Annotated in this window: 19 protein-coding genes; 2 read left to right on the top strand and 17 right to left on the bottom strand. The window is 71.4% G+C overall.

Going from position 1 to position 19,110, the window contains the following annotated elements; all coding sequences use genetic code 11:
- Positions 1–242 precede the first annotated feature (242 nt).
- The gene (locus AB0A94_RS02385) at positions 243–1,259 is read left to right on the top strand and encodes a sigma-70 family RNA polymerase sigma factor (RefSeq protein WP_361737501.1); all 1,017 of its coding nucleotides are present in this window, start codon (positions 243–245) and stop codon (positions 1,257–1,259) included.
- Here AB0A94_RS02385 and AB0A94_RS02380 read toward each other — a convergent pair.
- Entirely contained in the window at positions 1,143–1,538 is a 396-nt protein-coding gene (locus AB0A94_RS02380) for an STAS domain-containing protein (RefSeq protein WP_361737570.1), read from the bottom strand. The two genes, AB0A94_RS02385 and AB0A94_RS02380, sit on opposite strands and share 117 nt — an antisense overlap.
- A 126-nt stretch (positions 1,539–1,664) precedes the next feature.
- On the opposite strand from AB0A94_RS02380, the gene AB0A94_RS02375 reads away from it, so the two are divergent.
- Positions 1,665–2,585: an AEC family transporter gene (locus AB0A94_RS02375; RefSeq protein ID WP_361737498.1), complete on the top strand. Its 921-nt coding sequence runs from the start codon at positions 1,665–1,667 to the stop codon at positions 2,583–2,585.
- A 1-nt stretch (position 2,586) separates the two neighbouring features.
- Here AB0A94_RS02375 and AB0A94_RS02370 read toward each other — a convergent pair whose 3' ends face one another.
- The 16 genes from AB0A94_RS02370 to AB0A94_RS02295 form a co-directional block, all read right to left on the bottom strand.
- Entirely contained in the window at positions 2,587–2,793 is a 207-nt protein-coding gene (locus AB0A94_RS02370; protein WP_361737496.1) for a hypothetical protein, read from the bottom strand.
- Positions 2,790–3,176, bottom strand: coding sequence for a hypothetical protein (locus AB0A94_RS02365; protein WP_361737493.1), 387 nt, complete (start codon positions 3,174–3,176; stop codon positions 2,790–2,792). Before AB0A94_RS02365 ends, AB0A94_RS02370 begins: the two co-directional genes overlap by 4 nt.
- Positions 3,177–3,250: 74 nt before the next feature.
- Complete coding sequence (locus AB0A94_RS02360) at positions 3,251–4,528, bottom strand: thymidine phosphorylase (RefSeq protein WP_361737567.1); 1,278 nt, start codon at positions 4,526–4,528, stop codon at positions 3,251–3,253.
- A gap of 100 nt (positions 4,529–4,628) precedes the next feature.
- Complete coding sequence (locus tag AB0A94_RS02355; protein ID WP_361737490.1) at positions 4,629–5,042, bottom strand: cytidine deaminase; 414 nt, start codon at positions 5,040–5,042, stop codon at positions 4,629–4,631.
- Entirely contained in the window at positions 5,039–6,313 is a 1,275-nt protein-coding gene (locus AB0A94_RS02350; protein WP_361737487.1) for an ABC transporter permease, read from the bottom strand. Before AB0A94_RS02350 ends, AB0A94_RS02355 begins: the two co-directional genes overlap by 4 nt.
- Positions 6,310–7,434 (bottom strand): ABC transporter permease, encoded by a 1,125-nt coding sequence (locus tag AB0A94_RS02345; protein WP_361737484.1) that lies wholly within the window; start codon positions 7,432–7,434, stop codon positions 6,310–6,312. Before AB0A94_RS02345 ends, AB0A94_RS02350 begins: the two co-directional genes overlap by 4 nt.
- On the bottom strand, positions 7,434–8,993 hold the full coding sequence (locus tag AB0A94_RS02340; RefSeq protein ID WP_361737481.1) for an ABC transporter ATP-binding protein: 1,560 nt from the start codon (positions 8,991–8,993) through the stop codon (positions 7,434–7,436). Before AB0A94_RS02340 ends, AB0A94_RS02345 begins: the two co-directional genes overlap by 1 nt.
- 198 nt (positions 8,994–9,191) lie before the next feature.
- Positions 9,192–10,241: a BMP family ABC transporter substrate-binding protein gene (locus AB0A94_RS02335; RefSeq protein WP_361737478.1), complete on the bottom strand. Its 1,050-nt coding sequence runs from the start codon at positions 10,239–10,241 to the stop codon at positions 9,192–9,194.
- A 307-nt stretch (positions 10,242–10,548) separates the two neighbouring features.
- The gene (locus tag AB0A94_RS02330) at positions 10,549–11,601 is read right to left on the bottom strand and encodes a BMP family ABC transporter substrate-binding protein (protein WP_361737475.1); all 1,053 of its coding nucleotides are present in this window, start codon (positions 11,599–11,601) and stop codon (positions 10,549–10,551) included.
- Positions 11,602–11,983: 382 nt separating this feature from the next.
- Positions 11,984–13,213 carry a M20 family metallopeptidase gene (locus AB0A94_RS02325; protein ID WP_361737472.1) on the bottom strand — a complete coding sequence of 410 codons (1,230 nt, stop codon included), beginning with the start codon at positions 13,211–13,213 and terminating at the stop codon, positions 11,984–11,986.
- A 322-nt stretch (positions 13,214–13,535) separates the two neighbouring features.
- Complete coding sequence (locus AB0A94_RS02320) at positions 13,536–13,946, bottom strand: PIN domain-containing protein (RefSeq protein ID WP_361737469.1); 411 nt, start codon at positions 13,944–13,946, stop codon at positions 13,536–13,538.
- Positions 13,943–14,212, bottom strand: coding sequence for a hypothetical protein (locus AB0A94_RS02315; protein ID WP_361737466.1), 270 nt, complete (start codon positions 14,210–14,212; stop codon positions 13,943–13,945). Before AB0A94_RS02315 ends, AB0A94_RS02320 begins: the two co-directional genes overlap by 4 nt.
- 56 nt (positions 14,213–14,268) lie before the next feature.
- Positions 14,269–15,333, bottom strand: coding sequence for a hypothetical protein (locus tag AB0A94_RS02310; protein WP_361737463.1), 1,065 nt, complete (start codon positions 15,331–15,333; stop codon positions 14,269–14,271).
- A 47-nt stretch (positions 15,334–15,380) separates the two neighbouring features.
- Complete coding sequence (locus tag AB0A94_RS02305; protein ID WP_361737460.1) at positions 15,381–16,319, bottom strand: N-acetylneuraminate synthase family protein; 939 nt, start codon at positions 16,317–16,319, stop codon at positions 15,381–15,383.
- Between the two features lie 13 nt (positions 16,320–16,332).
- Positions 16,333–17,565 carry an N-acylneuraminate cytidylyltransferase gene (locus AB0A94_RS02300; protein WP_361737457.1) on the bottom strand — a complete coding sequence of 411 codons (1,233 nt, stop codon included), beginning with the start codon at positions 17,563–17,565 and terminating at the stop codon, positions 16,333–16,335.
- Between the two features lie 32 nt (positions 17,566–17,597).
- Complete coding sequence (locus tag AB0A94_RS02295) at positions 17,598–18,938, bottom strand: DUF6716 putative glycosyltransferase (protein ID WP_361737454.1); 1,341 nt, start codon at positions 18,936–18,938, stop codon at positions 17,598–17,600.
- Positions 18,939–19,110: the final 172 nt, after the last annotated feature.

The following is a 19,110-nucleotide window of genomic DNA, read 5'->3' as shown; positions in this document are numbered from 1 at the left end:
GGGCTGAGAACAGCCCGTCCGGCGTTTGAGGACGAGGCCCGTTCAGGGCCGAAGCGGGGGTCCGGGGGCGCAGCCCCCGGGGACGGGCCGGGAAGGGGCGGCGGGGGCGCAGAAACTCCTGCTTCAACAGCTCTGACCTGCATGTCCGTTCACCCGGCGGGCCGTTGTCAGTGGGCTGCGGTAGCTTCCGAAGTGGTGGGTGCGATGGTGCGCCACGAGAAGCCACATGGGGTGGGTGGACGATGATGAACGGCACCGCGACGACGACCGACCTGGACGCCAGGCTGGAGGCGCACCGGGTCGAACTGACCGGGTACTGCTACCGGATGCTGGGCTCCTCCTTCGAGGCGGAGGACGCGGTGCAGGACACGATGATCCGCGCCTGGCGCAGCTTCGACAAGTTCGAGGGCCGCTCCAGCCTGCGCTCGTGGCTCTACCGCATCGCGACCAACGTCTGCCTGGACATGCTGGCGGCGGGCAACAAGCGGGCCCGGCCGATGGACCTGACGGAGTCCACACCGCTGGCGCAGGCCGCCCTGTCGCCCCGCCCGGACAGCACGTGGCTGGAGCCGATGCCCGACTCCCGGGTGCTGCCCACGCCCGCCGACCCGGCGGAGGCGGCGGTCGCCAAGGAGTCGGTGCGGCTCGCCTTCATGGCCGCGCTGCAGCAGCTGCCGGCCAGGCAGCGGGCGGTGCTCATCCTGCGGGAGGTGCTGGCCTGGAAGGCGAGCGAGGTCGCCGAGCTGCTGGGCACGTCGGTCGCGTCGGTGAACAGCGCGCTCCAGCGGGCCCGGGCGACACTGGCGGAGCGGCAGCAGCCGGGCGCCGACGCGTCGGTGTCCGACCCGCTGGACGAGGAGCAGCAGCAGCTGCTCGAGCGCTATGTGGCGGCGTTCGAGGGGTACGACATGTCGGCGCTGACCGCGCTGCTGCACGAGGACGCCCTCATGACGATGCCGCCGTTCGACCTCTGGCTGACCGGCGTCGACGACATCACGGGCTTCATGACGACGCTGGGCGCCCCGTGTGCGGGTTCGCGGCTGGTGCCGGTGGAGGTCAACGGGCTGCCGGGGTTCGCGCAGTACAAGCCCGACCCGGAGACCGGCGGTTTCACGCCCTGGGCGGTCCAGGTGCTGGAGATGTCAGACGGCCGGATCACCGGGTTCCACTGTTTCCTCGACGCCAAGCGGTGGTTCCCGCTGTTCGGGCTGCCCCTCCATCTCGAAGCGGAGGCCGACCAGGTCGAGCAGAGCGCATAGCGCCGGGGAGGGGTCACGCAGCCGTATCCGGCCGCCGGACCGGCGGGCGGTGAGCTGGAGCCGTGCGAGCAGGTTCACGGCGGTGAGACCGGCCGGCCCCAGCCCGGCGACGTCGCACACGACCACCCTGCCCGGGCCGCCACCGCCGCCCTCCATCAGCGCCCGCAGCGCGTCGCAGGGCCCGCCCACCTCGTCCGGGACGAGGGGGCCGTTGAGCACGAGTACGGGCGGTGTCATGGCGTCCACGATCGGTAGACCGGGCGGCGGCGCGTAACTCATCGCGGGGGTCGGCGCCGTAAGGATCACATTGACCTGGGTACGCCCCTCCCCGAGGGTTGGGTGTATGCGCCATAGATCATCCCCGCCCGCGGTGTCCGGTGCCCTTCGCCTGCGCGAGGAGCTGCCGTGCAGGGGGTGCTGAGCGGATTCCTGGTGATCGCCGTCGTCATCGGCGTCGGCTATGTCATCGGCCGCCGGGGGTATCTCGGCGCACAGGGCCGCGAGGTCCTGACGAAGCTGGCGTTCCATGTGGCGTCGCCCGCGCTGCTGTTCACCACGCTCGCCCGGGCCGACCTGTCGGTGGTCTTCTCCAGCCGGCTGCTGGTCACCGCGCTGAGCACGGCGGCGGTGGCGGGCGTCTTCGTCGCGGTGGGTGTCGTACGCCGCTGGGGCGTCGGCCGCACCACCATCGGCGCCCTGTGCTCCAGTTACGTCAACTCCGGCAACCTGGGCATCCCGATCGCCGTGTACGTGCTGGGCGACGCCTCGCTCGTGGCGCCGGTGCTGCTGTTCCAGCTGGTCGGGGTCACGCCGGTCGCGCTGACGATCCTCGACCTGTCGACGGCGGGCGAGAAGCAGCCGCTGTGGCGGCGGCTCCTGACCCCGTTGCGCAACCCGATCGCGGTGGGGTCGCTGGCGGGGGTGGCTGCGTCGGCGGCCGGGGTCGAGATACCGGGGCCGGTGTGGGACCCGGTGACCCTGATCGGCAACATGGCGGTCCCCGCCGTGCTCCTCGCCTTCGGCATCTCGCTGCGCGGCAGCACGCTGCCCCTGCGGGGCGGTGACCGCGGGGCGGTCCTGCTCGCCGTGGGTCTGAAGGCGGTGGGCCAGCCGCTGGCCGCCTGGGCGCTGGCGGTGGGCGTCTTCGGCCTGCGCGGCGCGCACCTGCTGGACGTGGTGGTGACCTCGGCCCTCCCGGCCGCCCAGAACCTCTTCACCTACGCGAGCAGCTACCGGGTGGGCGAGAAACTGGCCAGGGAGGCGATCCTGGTGTCGACGGTGCTGTCGGTGCCGGTGCTGGTGGTGGTGGCGGCGTTGCTGGGGTGAGTCAGGTCTCGGGGAACTCGCTGGTGTCGATGACGAGGTCGAAGGGGGCGGGGAGCTTGATCGGCTCGCCGAACGGACCCGCGTCGAGGACGCGGTAGACGCCGTTCTCCGGTGCGCCGTGGAGCGTGAAGGCCGGCCCGCCCGGTGCCAGGCCGTCGATCAGCAGGTAGAGCGGGACACCGCCCGTGGCACATCCCTCGGGCTTCACCGTCCGGTCACGGCTCGCGGTGGCCTTCGAGGTGATCTCCACGACGAGTTCGGCTGCCGCCGCAGGGCACAGGCCGCCGTCACCCGTGCCCCGGTGTTCTCCCGCACGACCACGAGGTCGGGCACGTAGAGCCCGAGGCGCTCCGGCACGGCGATGTCCCACCACTGATGAGCGCCCCAGTCCTCCGGGATCGCCTCGTGGAGGCGCCGGTGCACCTGTGCGGCGATGATGTGGTGGCGGACCCTGGCGAGTGGTGTCACGGTGACGAGCCCTTCGACGATCTCCACCCGGCAGCCCTTGGGAGCGTCCGTCCGCTCCCGGAGCCAGCGGAGTTCGTCCCACTCGTTGTCGGCCTTGATGTAGTCGCCGTCGCACACGTCCATGAGGGCATCGAACACGCGGAACGGGACCGGTGGGGGTCCACCGGTCCCGTTCAGTCGAATGAGGAAACTCCAGGTCAGGCGATACGTTCCAGCACGACCGGCGTGGCCTCGAAGTCCGTTCCGGGGGCCGCGATGTCGTAGGAACCCTCGATCGACTGGAGCGCGTAGTCGAAGCGGTCCGGGGTGTCCGTGTGGAGGGTGAGGAGGGGCTGGCCCTCCGTCACCGTGTCGCCGGGCTTGGCGTGCATCTCGACGCCCGCGCCCGCCTGCACCGGGTCCTCCTTGCGGGCGCGGCCCGCGCCGAGGCGCCAGGCGGCGACGCCGATGTCGTAGGCGTCCAGGCGGGTCAGGACACCGGAGGACGGGGCCTTGATCACGTGCTGCTCGCGGGCCACCGGCAGCTCCGCGTCCGGGTCGCCGCCCTGGGCCGCGATCATGCGGCGCCAGACGTCCATCGCGGAGCCGTCGGCCAGCGCCTTCGCCGGGTCGGCGTCGCGCAGGCCCGCGGCGTCCAGCATCTCGCGGGCCAGGGCGAGGGTCAGTTCGACGACGTCCGCGGGGCCGCCGCCCGCCAGGACCTCGACCGACTCGCGGACCTCGAGGGCGTTGCCGGCGGTCAGGCCGAGCGGGGTGGACATGTCGGTGAGGAGGGCGACCGTCTTCACGCCGGAGTCGGTGCCCAGGCCGACCATGGTGCGGGCCAGTTCGCGGGCGTCGTCGATCGTCTTCATGAAGGCGCCGGTGCCGACCTTCACGTCGAGGACCAGGGAGCCGGTGCCCTCCGCGATCTTCTTCGACATGATCGAGGAGGCGATGAGCGGGATCGCCTCGACCGTGCCCGTGACGTCCCGGAGGGCGTACAGCTTCTTGTCCGCCGGGGCCAGTCCGTCGCCCGCCGCGCAGATCACCGCGCCGGTGCCGTCCAGCACCGACAGCATCTCCTCGTTGGAGAGCAGCGCGCGCCAGCCGGGGATCGACTCCAGCTTGTCGAGCGTGCCGCCGGTGTGGCCGAGGCCGCGGCCGGACAGCTGGGGGACGGCCGCGCCGCAGGCGGCGACCAGCGGGGCCAGCGGGAGGGTGATCTTGTCGCCGACGCCGCCGGTGGAGTGCTTGTCGGCGGTGGGGCGGGAGAGCGAGGAGAAGTCCATGCGCTCGCCGGAGGCGATCATCGCGGCCGTCCAGCGGGCGATCTCGCTCCGGTTCATGCCGTTGAGGAGGATCGCCATGGCGAGGGCCGACATCTGCTCGTCGGCCACCTCCCCGCGGGTGTACGCGTCGATCACCCAGTCGATCTGCTCGTCGCTGAGTTCGCCGCGGTCCCGCTTGGTGCGGATGACGGAGATGGCGTCCATGGCCATGGCTGGCGTTCCTTCCGGAGGTGCGAAGGGTGCGGCCCCTCCGGTCGACGGTATCGACGGGTGTCGACAGCCGCTCGGAGGGGCCGCACGGGAGTTACTTGGTGAGGTGCTGCGGGCCGAAGGCCTGGGGCAGCATCTCCGACAGCGGCAGGATGCCCGCCGGGGTCTGAAGGAGCAGACCGGGGCCGCCGAACTCGTACAGCAGCTGGCGGCAGCGGCCGCACGGGACGAGGATCTCGCCGTCGCCGTCCACGCAGGTGAAGTGCGTGAGCCGGCCGCCCCCGGTGCGCTGGAGCTCGGAGACCAGTCCGCACTCGGCGCACAGCCCGAGCCCGTACGAGGCGTTCTCGACGTTGCAGCCGGAGACCGTGCGTCCGTCGTCGACCAGGGCCGCTACGCCGACCGGGTAGCCCGAGTAGGGGGCGTAGGCGTGGGACATGGCGTCCCGCGCCACGGCGCGCAGCGCCTCCCAGTCGACGTCGGCCGTGGTGGCCCCGGTGGCGGTCACTTGCCCTGCCCCTTCCGGTACGGCATGCCGTCCGCCTTCGGCATGCGCAGCCGCTGGGCGGAGAGGGCCAGGACGACGAGGGTGATGACGTACGGCGTGGCGGCGACGACCTGGTTGGGGACCTCGTTGGTGCCGGCGTACCAGGCGAAGACGAGGGCGCCGACGACCAGGGTGATCACCGCGTGGACGTACTTCCTGCGGACGGCCAGCCAGATCGCGCCGATGAGCAGCAGCAGCGCGCCGAGCAGCAGCAGGGCGTGCACGTTGGCGGAGCCGCCGCGCAGGTTGAGGCTGTCGGTGTAGCCGAAGAGGCCGGCGCCGATGGCGAGGCCGCCCGGCATCCAGTTGCCGAAGATCATCGCGGCGAGGCCGATGTAGCCGCGGCCCGAGGTCTGGCCCTCCAGGTAGAAGGGGTTGGCGACGATGGACAGGAAGACGCCGCCGAGGCCGGCCAGGCCGCCGGAGATGATCACGGCGAGGTACTTGTACTTGTAGACGTTGACGCCGAGGGACTCGGCGGCGATCGGGTTCTCGCCGCAGGAGCGCAGGCGGAGGCCGAAGGCCGTGCGCCACAGGATCCACCAGGTGGCGGGGATGAGCGCGACGGCGATCAGGGTCAGCCAGGAGACGTCGGTGACCAGTCCGCCGAGCAGTCCCGCGACGTCGGAGACGAAGAACCAGCCCTTGTCGTTGAGGTCGCTCAGCCCGTCGGACAGTCCCGGCACGGTGAAGTGGCCGAGGGAGTCGACCGCCGGGGACTGCTTGGCGGAGCCGCCCTGGTGGCCCTCGAAGGCGAGCGGGGCGAGGTAGCGGGTGGCGCCGAGGGCGAGGATGTTGAGGGCCACACCGGAGACGATGTGGTTGACGTTGAAGGTGACGGTGACGATCGCGTGCAGCAGGCCGCCGAGGCAGCCGCCGAGGATGCCGACGAGGACACCGGTCCACGGGCCCCACTGGAATCCGGCCCAGGCGCCGAACCAGGTGCCGAGGATCAGCATGCCCTCGAGGCCGATGTTGACCACGCCCGCGCGCTCGGCCCAGAGGCCGCCGAGACCGGCGAGGCCGATCGGGACGGCGAGCTGGAGGGCGGTGGACATCTGGCTGACGTTGGTGATGCCGTCCGCGCCGGTGATGATGCGGACGACCGAGACCAGTGCCAGGGCTCCGGCGATGACCAGGAGCAGGACGGGCCACGACATGCGGCGGCCGGTCGGCGGGGCGTGTTCCAGCGACGGCTGGTTGACGTCGGTCGCTGTGGTCGGAGCGGTCATCGGCCGGCCACCTCCTTCGTGGTGTTGTTGTCGGCGCCCAGGACGTGCCCTGCGGCGAGCTCCGCGCCGACCCGGCGCTGCTGGCGGCGCAGGCCCCACTCGCGGACGGCCTCGTAGGAGACGACGACCGAGAGGACGATCAGGCCCTGCATGATGACCGCGATCTCCTTGTCGTAGCCGTGGAAGTCCAGCTCGGGCGAGGCCTTGTCGAGCCAGGCCCACAGCAGGGCGGCGAAGGCGATGCCGACCGGGCTGTTGCGGCCGAGGAGGGCGATGCCGATGCCGAGGAAGCCGATGCCGGTGGGGAAGTTGAGGCTGTAGGTGTGGGTGTCGCCCATCAGGATGGGCAGGCCCGCGAGTCCGGCGATGGCGCCGGAGAGCAGCATGGCGGTGAGGACCATGCGCTTGGGGCTGACGCCGCTGGCCGCGGCGGCGGACTCGGAGGCGCCGGAGGCGCGCAGGTCGAAGCCGAAGCGGGTGCGGTTGAGCGTGACCCAGTAGCCGATGCCGAGCAGGACGGCGAGGACGACCAGGCCGTAGATCTCGCCGGCCTCGCCCATGTCGATGCCGGGGATCCAGCCGGACTCGTGCATCTCGCCGGTGGTGTTGTTGTTGCCGACCTTGACGCCGAAGACGGTGGGCAGCCACAGGTAGCCGATGACGGAGGTGGCGATCGCGTTGAGCATGATCGTGGCGACCACCTCGCTGACCCCGCGGGTGACCTTGAGGACACCGGCGATGCCGGACCAGAAGGCGCCGGTGAACACGGCGGTCAGGAGCAGCAGCGGGATCTGCAGCGCGGCCGGCAGGTTCATGTGGGCGCCGACGACGGCGGCCATCATGGCGGCGAGCTGGTACTGGCCGTCGACGCCGATGTTGAACAGGTTCATGCGGAAGCCGATGGCGACCGCGAGGGCGGCGATGTAGTACATCGAGGCCTGGTTGACGATCAGGACCTGGATGTCGGAGAAACCGGCCTGCTCGAACATCAGGGCGAACGGTTCGACCGGGTTCTTGCCGGAGGCGATCAGGACGATCGCGCTGAGCACGAAGGCCACGGCGAGCGCGATGACCGGCCCGGCCACCGCGAGGAGCACGCGCTCCTTGTCGAACTTCTTCATCAGCGGGCCTCGTCTTCCGCACCCCGGCCGCCGTCGGCCGGGGTCTCCTCGTGCTCCAGGTGTCCGGAGGCGGCGCCGGTCATGGCGGTGCCGAGTTCCTCCGGGGTGATGGTGGCCGGATCGGCGTCCGCGACCAGCTTGCCGTCGTAGATCACCCGGAGGGTGTCGGACAGGCCGATCAACTCGTCCAGGTCGGCGGAGATCAGCAGCACGGCCAGGCCCTCGCGGCGGGCCTCGCGGATGTGGTCCCAGATGGCGGCCTGCGCGCCGACGTCCACACCGCGGGTGGGGTGGGCGGCGATCAGGAAGCGCGGCTTGTGGCTCATCTCACGGCCGACGATCAGCTTCTGCTGGTTGCCGCCGGACAGGGAGGCCGCGGTGACGTCGATGCCGGGGGTGCGGACGTCGTACTCCGTCACGATCCGGCGGGTGTCCTCCTGCGCGGCCTTCGGGTCCAGCCAGACGCCCTTGGCGTTGGGCTTCTCGGTGACGTGGCCGAGGATGCGGTTCTCCCAGAGGGGGGACTCCAGGAGCAGGCCGTGGCGGTGGCGGTCCTCGGGGATGTAGCCGATGCCCTGCTCGCGGCGCTTGCGGGTGGCCCAGGAGGTGATCTCCTCGTCGGCCAGCCGGATGACGCCGGAGTCGGCGTGCTTCAGGCCGATGAGCGCGTCGACCAGCTCGGTCTGGCCGTTGCCCTCGACGCCGGCGATGCCCAGGACCTCGCCCGCGTGGATGGTGAAGCTGATGTCGTCGAGCAGGGCCTTGCCGCCGGGGGCCACCAGGCGCAGCTTGTCGACGGTGAGGACGGGGCGGTCGGTCACGGTGGACTCGGCCGTCTCGGGGGTGGGCAGCTCGCTGCCGACCATCAGCTCGGCGAGCTGGCGCGGGGTCGTCTCGGCGGGGACGGCCGTGCCGACCGTGGTGCCGCGGCGGATGACGGTGATGTCGTCGGCGACGGAGAGGACCTCGCCCAGCTTGTGGGAGATGAAGATGACCGACAGGCCCTCGGCCTTCAGCTCGCGCAGGTTGTCGAAGAGGGCGTCGACCTCCTGCGGCACGAGGACGGCGGTGGGCTCGTCGAGGATCAGGGTGGTGGCGCCGCGGTAGAGGACCTTGAGGATCTCCACGCGCTGGCGGGCGGCGACGCCGAGCTCCTCGACCAGGACGTCGGGGCGCACGCCGAGGCCGTAGCGGTCGGAGAGCTCCTTGATCCTGCGGCGGGCCTTGGCGCCGATGCCGTGGAGCTTCTCGCTGCCGAGGACGACGTTCTCGAGGACGGTGAGGTTGTCGGCGAGCATGAAGTGCTGGTGCACCATGCCGATGCCGCGGACGATGGCGTCGGCGGGCGAGGAGAAGCTCACCTGTTCGCCGTGGATCGCGATGGTGCCCTCGTCCGGCTTCTGCATGCCGTAGAGGATCTTCATCAGGGTCGACTTGCCGGCGCCGTTCTCACCGACGAGGGCGTGGACGGTGCCCTTGCGGACGGTGAGGTGGATGTCGTGGTTGGCCACGACACCCGGGAAGCGCTTGGTGATCCCGGCGAGTTCGACGGCGGTCACCGAATCGTTGACCGCCGCTCCGGCCGGAGGGCTGCTGGACGCGTTGATGGCGCACTCTCCTGGGGACGGGGGCCGTCTACGCGCGTAGCGCCCCTACGGCATGCAAAGGGGTGGCGCACTCGACCGACGGGGTACGAGGAGCCGTGCTCCTCGTACCCCGTCGAGCGGACGCGACCCCGGGGTCGTTCAGGGGGTGTCTCAGCTCGACTTGACCTTGATCTCGCCGCTGATGATCTTCTCCTTGGCCGTCTCGATGGCTTTCTGGAGCTCGGCGTCGTCCGCGAACTTCGGGTTGGAGTTCGACAGGCTCACCTCACCCGTCTTCAGATCGCCCTTGACGATACCGGTCGTGGGCTTGCCGTCCTCGACCGACTTCGCCAGGTTGTACACCGCCTTGGCGACGTCCTTCATCGCCGAGGTGAGGATCGAGTCCTTGTACTTGGCGAGGGCTTCCTGCAGGTACTGGTCGGAGTCGACGCCGATCGCCCACACCTTGTTGGCGGCGGCGGCCTCGATGACGCCCTGGCCGGACAGGCCGGCGGCCGCGTAGACGACGTCGGCCTTCTTCTCGATCTGGCCCTCGGCGGCGCTCTTGCCCTTGTCGGGGCTGGAGAAGCCGCCCTCCTCCGCGGTCTGCGTCAGGAACTGCGAGATGACCTTGACCTTGGGGTCGGTGTCCTTGACGCCCTGCTCGAAGCCCGCGCGGAACTTGTGGATCAGCGGGATGTCCACGCCGCCCACGAAGCCGACCGTGTTCGTCTCAGTGCTCTTGGCCGCGGCGACACCGGCCAGGTAGGAGGCCTCCTCCTCGGAGAAGACCAGGTCGGCGACGTTCTTCGCCTCGACCGTGGCGTCGTCGACGATGCCGAAGGTGGTGTCCGGGTACTTCTCCGCGGCGCCCTTGACGGCGGCGGCGTACGCGTAGCCGACACCGACGACCGGGTTGTAGCCCTGCTTCGCCAGCGAGACCAGGCGCTGCTCCTTGTCGGCGTCCGTCTCGCCGTCGGTGGGCTCGACGTCGGCCGTCTCGTAGCCGAACTCCTTCTTCGCCTGCTCCAGGCCCGCGTACGCGGCGTCGTTGAAGGACTGGTCGCCCTTGCCGCCGACGTCGTAGGCGATGGCGAGGCCCTTGTCGCCCTTCGACTCCGAGGAGTTCGAGGAGGTGGAGGTGCCGCCGCAGGCGGAGAGGGCGAGGGCCAGGGAGGCGGTCGCTGCGCCTGCGACCGTGATCCGGGAAATCCGGCGCATGTGTGGTGCTCCTAGTCGTACAAGCGCCGGGACGTGTTCAGCTGCGGCGCTGGCTTTGCCGCAGATTAACGCGCGTAGACCTGCCTGAAAACCCCTTCTGTCCACCTTGTTATGCGGCCGTGGCCTACGCAACGCCGAGCGGTGGCCAGGGCGTCGCCGGGCGCGAACGCGGGGTGGCTGTGGGTGAGCGAGGCGGGGGTGAAGGAGGGACGGGGGTGAAGGAAGGCGGGGGTGAGCGGGGGCGGGAACGGCGGAGCGGGCGGGCACCCTGGGTGCCCGCCCGCTCCGTACGGGGTCGCCGTCGTTCCTACTGCTCGGTCTCCACCTTGATGGAGCCGTCGATGATGCCTTCCTTGGCCTTGGCCACGGCGTCCGTCAGGCCGGGGACCTCGGCCATCTTCGGGTTGCTCTCGGAGAGGCCGACGCCGTTCACCTCGAGGTCGAAGACCTGGGTGCCGGTCAGCGGCTTGTCGTCCTCGACCGACTTGGCCAGGGTGTACACCGCGCCGCCGACGTCCTTCAGGGCGGAGGTGAGGATGTAGTCCTTGTACGCCGCGAGGGCTTCCTGCCGGTACTGGTCGGAGTCGACGCCGATCGCCCAGACCTTCGCCTTGGCGGCGGCCTCGATGACGCCCTGGCCGGAGAGACCGGCCGCCTGGTAGACGACGTCGGCGTTCTTCTCGATCTGGCCCTCGGCGGCGGCCTTGCCCTTGTCGGGGCTGGAGAAGCCGCCCTCCTCCGCGGTCTGCGTCAGGTACTGCGGGATCACCTTGACCTTGGGGTCGGTGTCCTTGACGCCCTGCTCGTAGCCGGCCTGGAACTTGTGGATCAGCGGGATGTCCACACCGCCCACGAAGCCGACCGTCTTCGTCTTGGTGGCCTTGGCGGCTGCGACGCCGGCGAGGTAGGAGGCCTGCTCCTCGGCGAAGACGAGGGAGGCGACGTTGTCGCCCTCGACGACGGAGTCGACGATGCCGAAGGTGGTCTTCGGGTACTTCGCGGCGACGGCCTTCATCGCGGTGCCGTAGGCGTAGCCGACGCCGATGATCGGGTTGTAGCCCTGGCGGGCCAGCGAGGCCAGACGCTGCTCCTTGTCCGCGTCGGTCTCGCCCTCGGTGGGCTCGACGTCGGCGGTCTTGTAACCGAACTCGTCCTTGGCCTTGGTGAGACCGGCGAAGGCGGCGTCGTTGAAGGACTGGTCGCCCTTGCCCCCGATGTCGTAGGCGATGGCGAGACCGAGGTCTTCCTTGGAGCCGCCGCTGTCGCCGTTCTCACTGCTGGTGCCGCCGCAGGCGGTGGCGGCGAGTGCGAGCGAGGCGACCCCCACCGCGACGCGGGTCAGTTTGGATATCCGACGCATCTGAAGTCCCCATTCTCCAAAGCCCCGCAGCGGGTGCTCGGTTCGGCGCACATTAACGCGCGTAGACACTCCTGGGAACGGGATCGAGCGGGGCCGTTATCCATTCGTGCCGGTGGCCGGTTACGTCCCTGTGAACCAGGGGGTCGTACGGGGCCGAACCGGGCGGTCGGTGCGGGGCGCGCGGGTGCACGCGCCCCACGCTGCCTCTGGTGCGCGGGGCGCGCAAGCGGGGTGGGCGGGAGAGGTGACGGTGGGGAGTGGTGGGGTGGACGGGGCGGGTGGGGTGGGGGTCGGCCGGGGGTTTTCGCCCCCGCCGCCCCTTCCCGTCCCCGGGGGCGCTGCCCCCGGACTCCCGCTCCTCAAGCGCCGGAAGGGCTGGATGTCAGCGCAGGGCGTCCAGGAGGGCGGCGCCGGTGAAGAGTTCCACGCCGACGGTGATGGCGTGCTCGTCGACGTCGAAGTCGCCCTGGTGCAGGTCGCGCACGGTGCGCTCGCCCGGGGGGCGGACGCCGAGGCGGGCCATGGCACCGGGGACGCGCTCCAGGTACCAGGAGAAGTCCTCGCCGCCGAGGCTCTGCTCGGTGCCCTCGACGGACTCCGCCCCGCGTCGCGCGATCATGGCGTCGCGCAGCAGCTCGGTGGCGCCGGCCTCGTTGACGACCGGCGGGACGCCGCGCACGTAGGTGATCTCCGACTTGGCGCGGTGCAGGTTGGCCACCTCGTCGATGGCGGCGACCACGATGTCGGGGGCCTGCCGCCAGGTCTCCAGGTCCAGGCAGCGCACGGTGCCGGACAGCTCGGCGTGCTGCGGGATGACGTTGGGCGCGTGGCCCGACTCGACCCGGCCCCAGGTCAGGGCGAGTCCGCTGCGGCTGTCGACGCGCCGGCCGACCAGGGCGGGCACGTCGGTGACGACCCGCGCGGCGGCGGTGACCAGGTCGGTGGTCAGATGCGGGCGGGCGGTGTGGCCGCCGGGGCCGTCGAGGGCGATCTCCAGCCGGTCGCAGGCGGAGGTGATGGGCCCCTCGCGCAGGCCGATCTTCCCGGCGTCGACGCGGGGGTCGCAGTGCACGGCGAGGATCCGGCCGATGCCGTCGAGGCCGCCGTCCTCGATGACCTCGGCCGCTCCGCCGGGCAGCACCTCCTCGGCGGGCTGGAAGATCAGCCGCACGGGGCGCGGCAGCAGGCCCTGGCGGTGCAGTTCGGCGAGGACCAGGCCGGTGCCGAGCACGACGGTGGTGTGCACGTCGTGGCCGCAGGCGTGGGCCCGGTCGGGCACGGTGGAGCGGTAGGGGCAGGAGGCCTTCATGTCGGGGATGGGCAGGCCGTCGATGTCGGCGCGCAGGGCGAGCATCGCCGAGTCCGTGCCGGCCTCGCCGTCGGTTCCGATGTCACAGATCAGGCCGGTGCCGCCGGAGAGGACGCGCGGCTGCAAACCGGCCTGCTCGAGGCGCTCCTTGATCGCCGCGGTGGTGCGGAACTCCTGGTGACCGAGCTCCGGATGCATGTGCAGGTCGCGCCGGAAGGCCACGAGTTCGGCGCGCAGGGCCTCGGGCAGCGCGCCGGGGAGCACCGCTCCCCCGGGGAGATCGATCTCGGACTCCAGTGACATCAGTGGTTTCACCCTTTGAAGAGTAGGGTGCCGGAGCCGTCCACTGACCCCCGATCAAGAAAAATCAATCTGTTGGGGGGAGAAAATCCGGCTGCCCTACGCATAGTTGTGTATTGAGGTGGGTACACTCACCGCCTTTTTGCGAGGGTATAGGCCGTTGGCCTGCCGGTCCATGAGGCCGATCACAGTCCCGGCCACGGTTCCGGCACCCGTCCACTCCTCACGGTTACCACGCTCGGCCCAAGGCACGCGGGTCGGTTCATTCGGCGGATGCCGGAGCGCGGTTCGGCGGCGGCCGGTGGATCCGCGGGGCCCACCGCCGTCAGGGCAGCAGTGTGAAGGCCGGGATATGCGTGGGGCGCACCACGCCGAAGTGCCTGCGGTCGAGCGTCGCGACGCGCTCCACACCGAAGCGTTCGGCAACGGCGATCACCGAGGCGTCGACGCCTCCGAGGGGGAAATCCGCGTACCGCAGAACGAGCTCGCTCATCCGTTCCAGGTCCGTGGGAGTCAGATGGACCAGTTCGAAGGTCCCCTTGGCGACCTCGGAGAGGAACGCGGCCTCCACTTTGGGCCAGCGTTCCAGCAGCCAGCACACTTCGGTCAGGACCGGACTGGGCAGCAGGCGGCGTCCGGTGATCGAGACCAGCAGGGAGGCACATTCCGAGTGGCGACGGTCGCCGGCGTTGAGGGCTGCGGCGAGCGGGCCCGTGTCGAGAACAGTGGCGTTCACATCTGGTCGCCGAACCGCTCGCGCATGCGTTCCCGGATGTGGTCGTCATGCCGTTCGGCCAGGTCCTTCGGCCCGCTGACCGCGCCGATCAAGGCCAGCAGCCCGTCCGGCACCGGCTGTTCCTCGTCGGGACGCGGCGGGAGCGCCTCGGCGGCCTGTGACAGTTCCTCGTCCTGGGTGACGAGCAGACGTAGACGCCGCACCTGGGACGGCGTGAGCCGGTCCACCAGGTGGTGCATGTCCTCGTAGTCGAACGCTGCGGTCACGCCGCCAGTCTAGGGCAGCGCCCACCTCCCACGCCCTGAGTTCCGGCAGCCGGGACTCACACCGCCGGCGCCGTCCGCAGGTGGTGGGCTGACCTGGCCGTGTCCGTGACGTTGGCCAGGAAGCCCTGGGCGCGGGGGGAGGCGTTCTTGGTCAGCCAGGCGGGGTCTATGTCGCACACCGCGACGCGGACGCCGGTGCCGGCGAGGGCGAGGGGCAGGGTGTGGACGACCGTGGAGGGGAAGCTGACGATCGTACGGCCGATGGGGCCGCGGCGGGCGACGAGCTCCAGCGGCAGCTCCGGGCGGACGATCTCCAGTCCGGTCCCGACGGCGAGCCGGTGGAGTTTCTCCGTGCTCTCGCGGCGGTGGGCGAAGTAGCGCTTGGCGCCGTGCGTGGCGACCAGGGCGCTCACGGCCTCCAGGTAGGCGTCGGCGTCCACCACGCCGGTCTCCACCAGGGAGGTGCCGACCAGGTCGGCGCCCCGGGTGACGGTGGGCGGGCCGAAGCGGTCCCGGGTCCAGGCGAAGGTGTGGGGGCTGACGGTGACCCCGGGCGGGACGTCCTCCATGGGCATGGAGGTGAAGACCTCCACCGTGCGCTTCCCCCCGGGGGTGAGCCGGCGCCGGGCGGCGGCGGACACGGGGGCGAGGACGAGTTCGCGGGGGCCCGGGCGGCCGCCCTTGCGGTGCCAGCGCACCAGGCGTTCGCCCCGGGCCAGCTGGCCGACGAACTCCATGGTCGCGGTGCCGTCGTCGACGACGACGACCTCGCGGGCGCGGGTGATCGTCAGCAGCAGCTGGACGTAGCGGGAGAAGGGGTCGCCCAGGACGACGCGGGTGGCCCGGCGGAGCGGGGCGGTCAGACCGCCGACCGTCTGGAACGGTGCGCCGGCTCCTCCCCGCGCCTCCTCCCAGCGGACCTCGTGGCCCTCCTCGCGGGCCAGCTCCGCCATGCGGCGCAGCTGGCCCCGGGTCATCGGGTCGACCGGGGACAGCACCACGAGGGTGAGCCCCACGCCGGGCGCACGCGTGTGCGCCCACTCCAGCACGTTGAGCAGCTGTACCGGGCTCTCGACGAAGGCGAGAGTGTGGGGGCCGGGCCGGCCGGCGCGGGGGCTCATCGACGTACGACCATTCCCGTCGTCGTAGGGGTGGGGGTGCGGTCCGCTCAGACCGACAGCGGTTCGCCCGCCGCCGCCGCGATCTCCGCCTCGGCGACCACGCCGCTGACGCGGCGCAGCTTCTTCATCGGGCCGAGCTCGGAGTCGTAGACCTTCTTGACGCCGTCGCCGAGGGAGGCCTCGATGGTGCGGATGTCGCGGACCAGGCGCTGCAGGCCCTGCGGCTCGACGGAGGCGGCCTGGTCGGAGCCCCACATGGCGCGGTCGAGGGTGATGTGGCGCTCGACGAAGACGGCGCCGAGGGCGACGGCGGCGAGGGTGGTCTGCAGGCCGGTCTCGTGGCCGGAGTAGCCGATCGGGACGTTCGGGTACTCCTGCTGGAGGGTGTTGATGACCCGCAGGTTCAGCTCCTCGGCCTTCGCCGGGTAGGTGGAGGTGGCGTGGCAGAGCAGGATGTTGTCGCTGCCCAGGACCTCGACCGCGTGGCGGATCTGCTTCGGGGTGGACATGCCGGTGGAGAGGATGATCGTGCGGCCGGTGGCGCGCAGGGCGCGCAGCAGCTCGTCGTCGGTGAGGGAGGCGGAGGCCACCTTGTGGGCGGGGACGTCGAACTTCTCCAGGAAGGCGACGGCCTCGGTGTCCCACGGGGAGGCGAACCAGTCGATCCCCTTCTCCTTGCAGTACTCGTCGATCCGGCGGTACTCGTCCTCGCCGAACTCCACGCGGTGGCGGTAGTCGATGTACGTCATCCGGCCCCAGGGGGTGTCGCGCTCGATGTCCCACTGGTCGCGCGGGGTGCAGATCTCGGGGGTGCGCTTCTGGAACTTGACCGCGTCGCAGCCGGCCTCGGCGGCGGCGTCGATCAGCTTGAAGGCGTTCTCGAGGTCACCGTTGTGGTTGATGCCGATCTCACCGGTGACGTACACGGGGCGGCCGGGGCCGGCCTCGCGGGAACCGAGGGTGCGGATGCGGGAGTTGGTGCTCATGTCCGGGGTTTCCTTACTTGGGGAGGGAATCGAGAGAGGGACCGAGGATCCAGCCGGCGATCTCTCGGATCGCGCCGTCGCCGCCGGGGAGGGTGGTGACCGCGCGTGCGGCGCCGCGTACGACGTCGTGGGCGCTCGCGACCGCCACGGGCCAGCCGACGAGGGCGAAGCACGGGAGGTCATTGACGTCGTTGCCGACGTAGAGCACGCGCTCGGGCGCGATGCCCTGTTCCTCGCACCACTGCTTGAGCGCGAGGTCCTTGCGGTCGATGCCGTGCAGCACGGGGAGCTTGAGCTTGCGTGCGCGGGCGGCGACGACCGGGTTCTGTTCCGTGGACAGGATCAGCAGCTTCAGGCCGCTGCGGCGCAGGGCCGCGATGCCGAGTCCGTCCCCGCGGTGCACGGAGACGAACTCCCGTCCGTCGGAGTCGATCAGCACCCTGTCGTCGGTCTGGGTGCCGTCGAAGTCGAGGACGACCGCGTCGATGTCGTCGGCGGTCGGGAGGGCGCCGGGCCGGTCCCCGTCGAAGAGCGGGGCGAGGGCGCGGGCCCGGGCGAGGTCGTGCGGGTCGTCGATCTCCAGGACGCGGGCCGGGTCGGTGCGCACGAGTTCGGTGCGGCCGAAGAACCGGTGCTTGTGCTCGCGGAAGCCGGCCGCGTCCATGGCGTAGGCGGCGCCGGTCTCCAGGAGGTCCTGGGGGCGGTCCTGGCGGCGGGGGCGGAAGGACTTGTCGTGGTTGACGCCGTGGCCTCCGGCGGCGGCCGGGGCGCCGGGGGTCCCGTCCGCCGCGTCCCGCCAGATGAAGCCGTGGAAGGGGGCGACGGTCACCGCGGTGTCGGCGCCCTGGTCGACGACCGCGCCGGCCACCCCGTCGACGTCCTCGCGGAGCAGGAAGGGGCTGGTGCACTGCACGAGCAGGACGACGTCCACGGGGGCGCCGTGGAGGGCCTCGTGGGTGTCCATCGCGTGCAGGACGGCGGCCTCGGAGGTGGCGGTGTCGCCGGCGATGGCGGCGGGCCGCAGCACGACCTCGGCGCCGGCCTGCCGGGCGGCGGCCGCTATGGCCTGGTCGTCGGTGGAGACGACGACGTCCGTGACGTACCGCGCGGCCCGGCACTCGCGCACGGCGCGCGCCACCAGCGGGATCCCGCCGACGGGGGCGAGGTTCTTCGCGGGGACGCCCTTGGAGCCGCCGCGCGCGGGGATCACGGCGAGCACACGGCGCACCGTCGGCGGGTGGGACATGGGATCAGCTCCTTGAGCAGGGGTCGGGCCGGTCACAGCTCCCCCATCCGGCGGATCACCGGGGCCACGCGCTGCACGCCGTGCCGGTAGGCGCCGCGCGCCGCGCGGCGCACGATCTGCCGGACCGGTCCGGGCTCCTTGTCGGCGGCGGGGGCGCCGGGCAACGGGGCGCCGTCCGGGCCGAGGTGGTGGCGGGCGAGGATGCCGGGCAGGTAGCCGGGCGCGGTGACGGGCGTGTAGTACGGGGTGAGGGGCGGCAGTCCGCCGGGGCGGTCGAGCAGCTTGGCGATGCGCGCGCGGGCCGCGTCGAAGGCCGTCCCGTACGAGCCGTCCGACGCGACCCCCTGCCGGGCGACCCACTCCGCGTCGGGCACCGGGCGGTGTCCGTCGTCGAGCTGGTCCCAGGAGGCGAGGCAGCCGGAGCCGAGGAAGTGGTGGTTGCCGAGGGACTCCCGGATGCCGAGGTCGGTGAGGACCACGGTCGGGATGCGGCGGTGCAGCGACTCCAGGGCGGCCGTGGAGCTGACGGTGACGAGCAGGTCGGTCCGGTCGAGGACCTCGCCCATGTGCCCGTAGACCAGGCGGAAGTTGGCGGGGAGGTCCAGCCGCTGGGCGAGCTTCTGGTAGGGCAGTTCCTCGATGTGCGTGGTGTGTTCGCCGGGCTTGGAGCGCAGCTTCAGCAGCACCTCGCGCCCGGGGTGCCGGCGGGCGTGCTCCACCAGCCGGTTCAGCAGGTACGTACGGTCCTTGCGGCTCTCCGGGACGGAGGGCTGGGCGGCGAAGACGACCGTGTAGGGATCGTGTTCGCCCTCGTAGGCGGCCCCGCCGAGGAACGGCAGCGCGACCTCCGTCACCGAGGAGGCGTCGGCGCCCACTCCCTCGTACACGGCGCGGAAACGGTCCGCGTCCTGGCGGGAGTTGGCGAGCACCAGGTCGGCGCCGTGGCGCAGCAGGAGGCCGTCGGCGAGCTTCTCGTAGACGACGCCGACGTATCCGGTGACGACGACGGGCCGCCGCGGCCGGTCCTCCCAGACCCGCTTGAGTCCGTGCAGCATGGCCTGCACGCCGCCGCCGACCAGGGCGAGCACGAGGATGTCGTACGGCTCCTCGCGCATCGCGCGCAGGAACTCGACGGCGGTGACCTCGCGGAGCGAGTCCGCGCGGACGCCGACCTCGCCGAGCTGGCGGGCGGTGGGGGTGGCGCGGCCCCGCAGGAGGTATCCGTCCAGGCGGATGTCCTGACCGGCCGCGGCTCCCGGGTCTCCGGGCTCCGACGGCGCGACGCGGTTCGCGGTGAGCGCGCCCCATTTCCACCGGGTGTCGGAATCCGCGAGGACCGCGACCCTGAGGGGCTTCGTTGCACTTGCTGGCACGCCGAAGACGCTAGGAAGCGAAATCTAGGTATGCCCCAACCGTGAATCAACGAGAAGTTAACAACACCCCACCGAGAGCCGAACCAGCTCGTGGGAGCGCGGTACGTAGGCGCGATGCACCGTACGGACACATGGAGTTCACCCCCTGGACGGCTACCGGAAAGTCGTCCGG

The sequence above is a fragment of the Streptomyces sp. NPDC044984 genome, assembly GCF_040646935.1.
Taxonomy (GTDB): Bacteria; Actinomycetota; Actinomycetes; order Streptomycetales; family Streptomycetaceae; genus Streptomyces.
The sequence above is the reverse complement of the archived record's forward strand: the minus strand, read 5'-3'. Positions and strand labels throughout refer to the sequence as shown.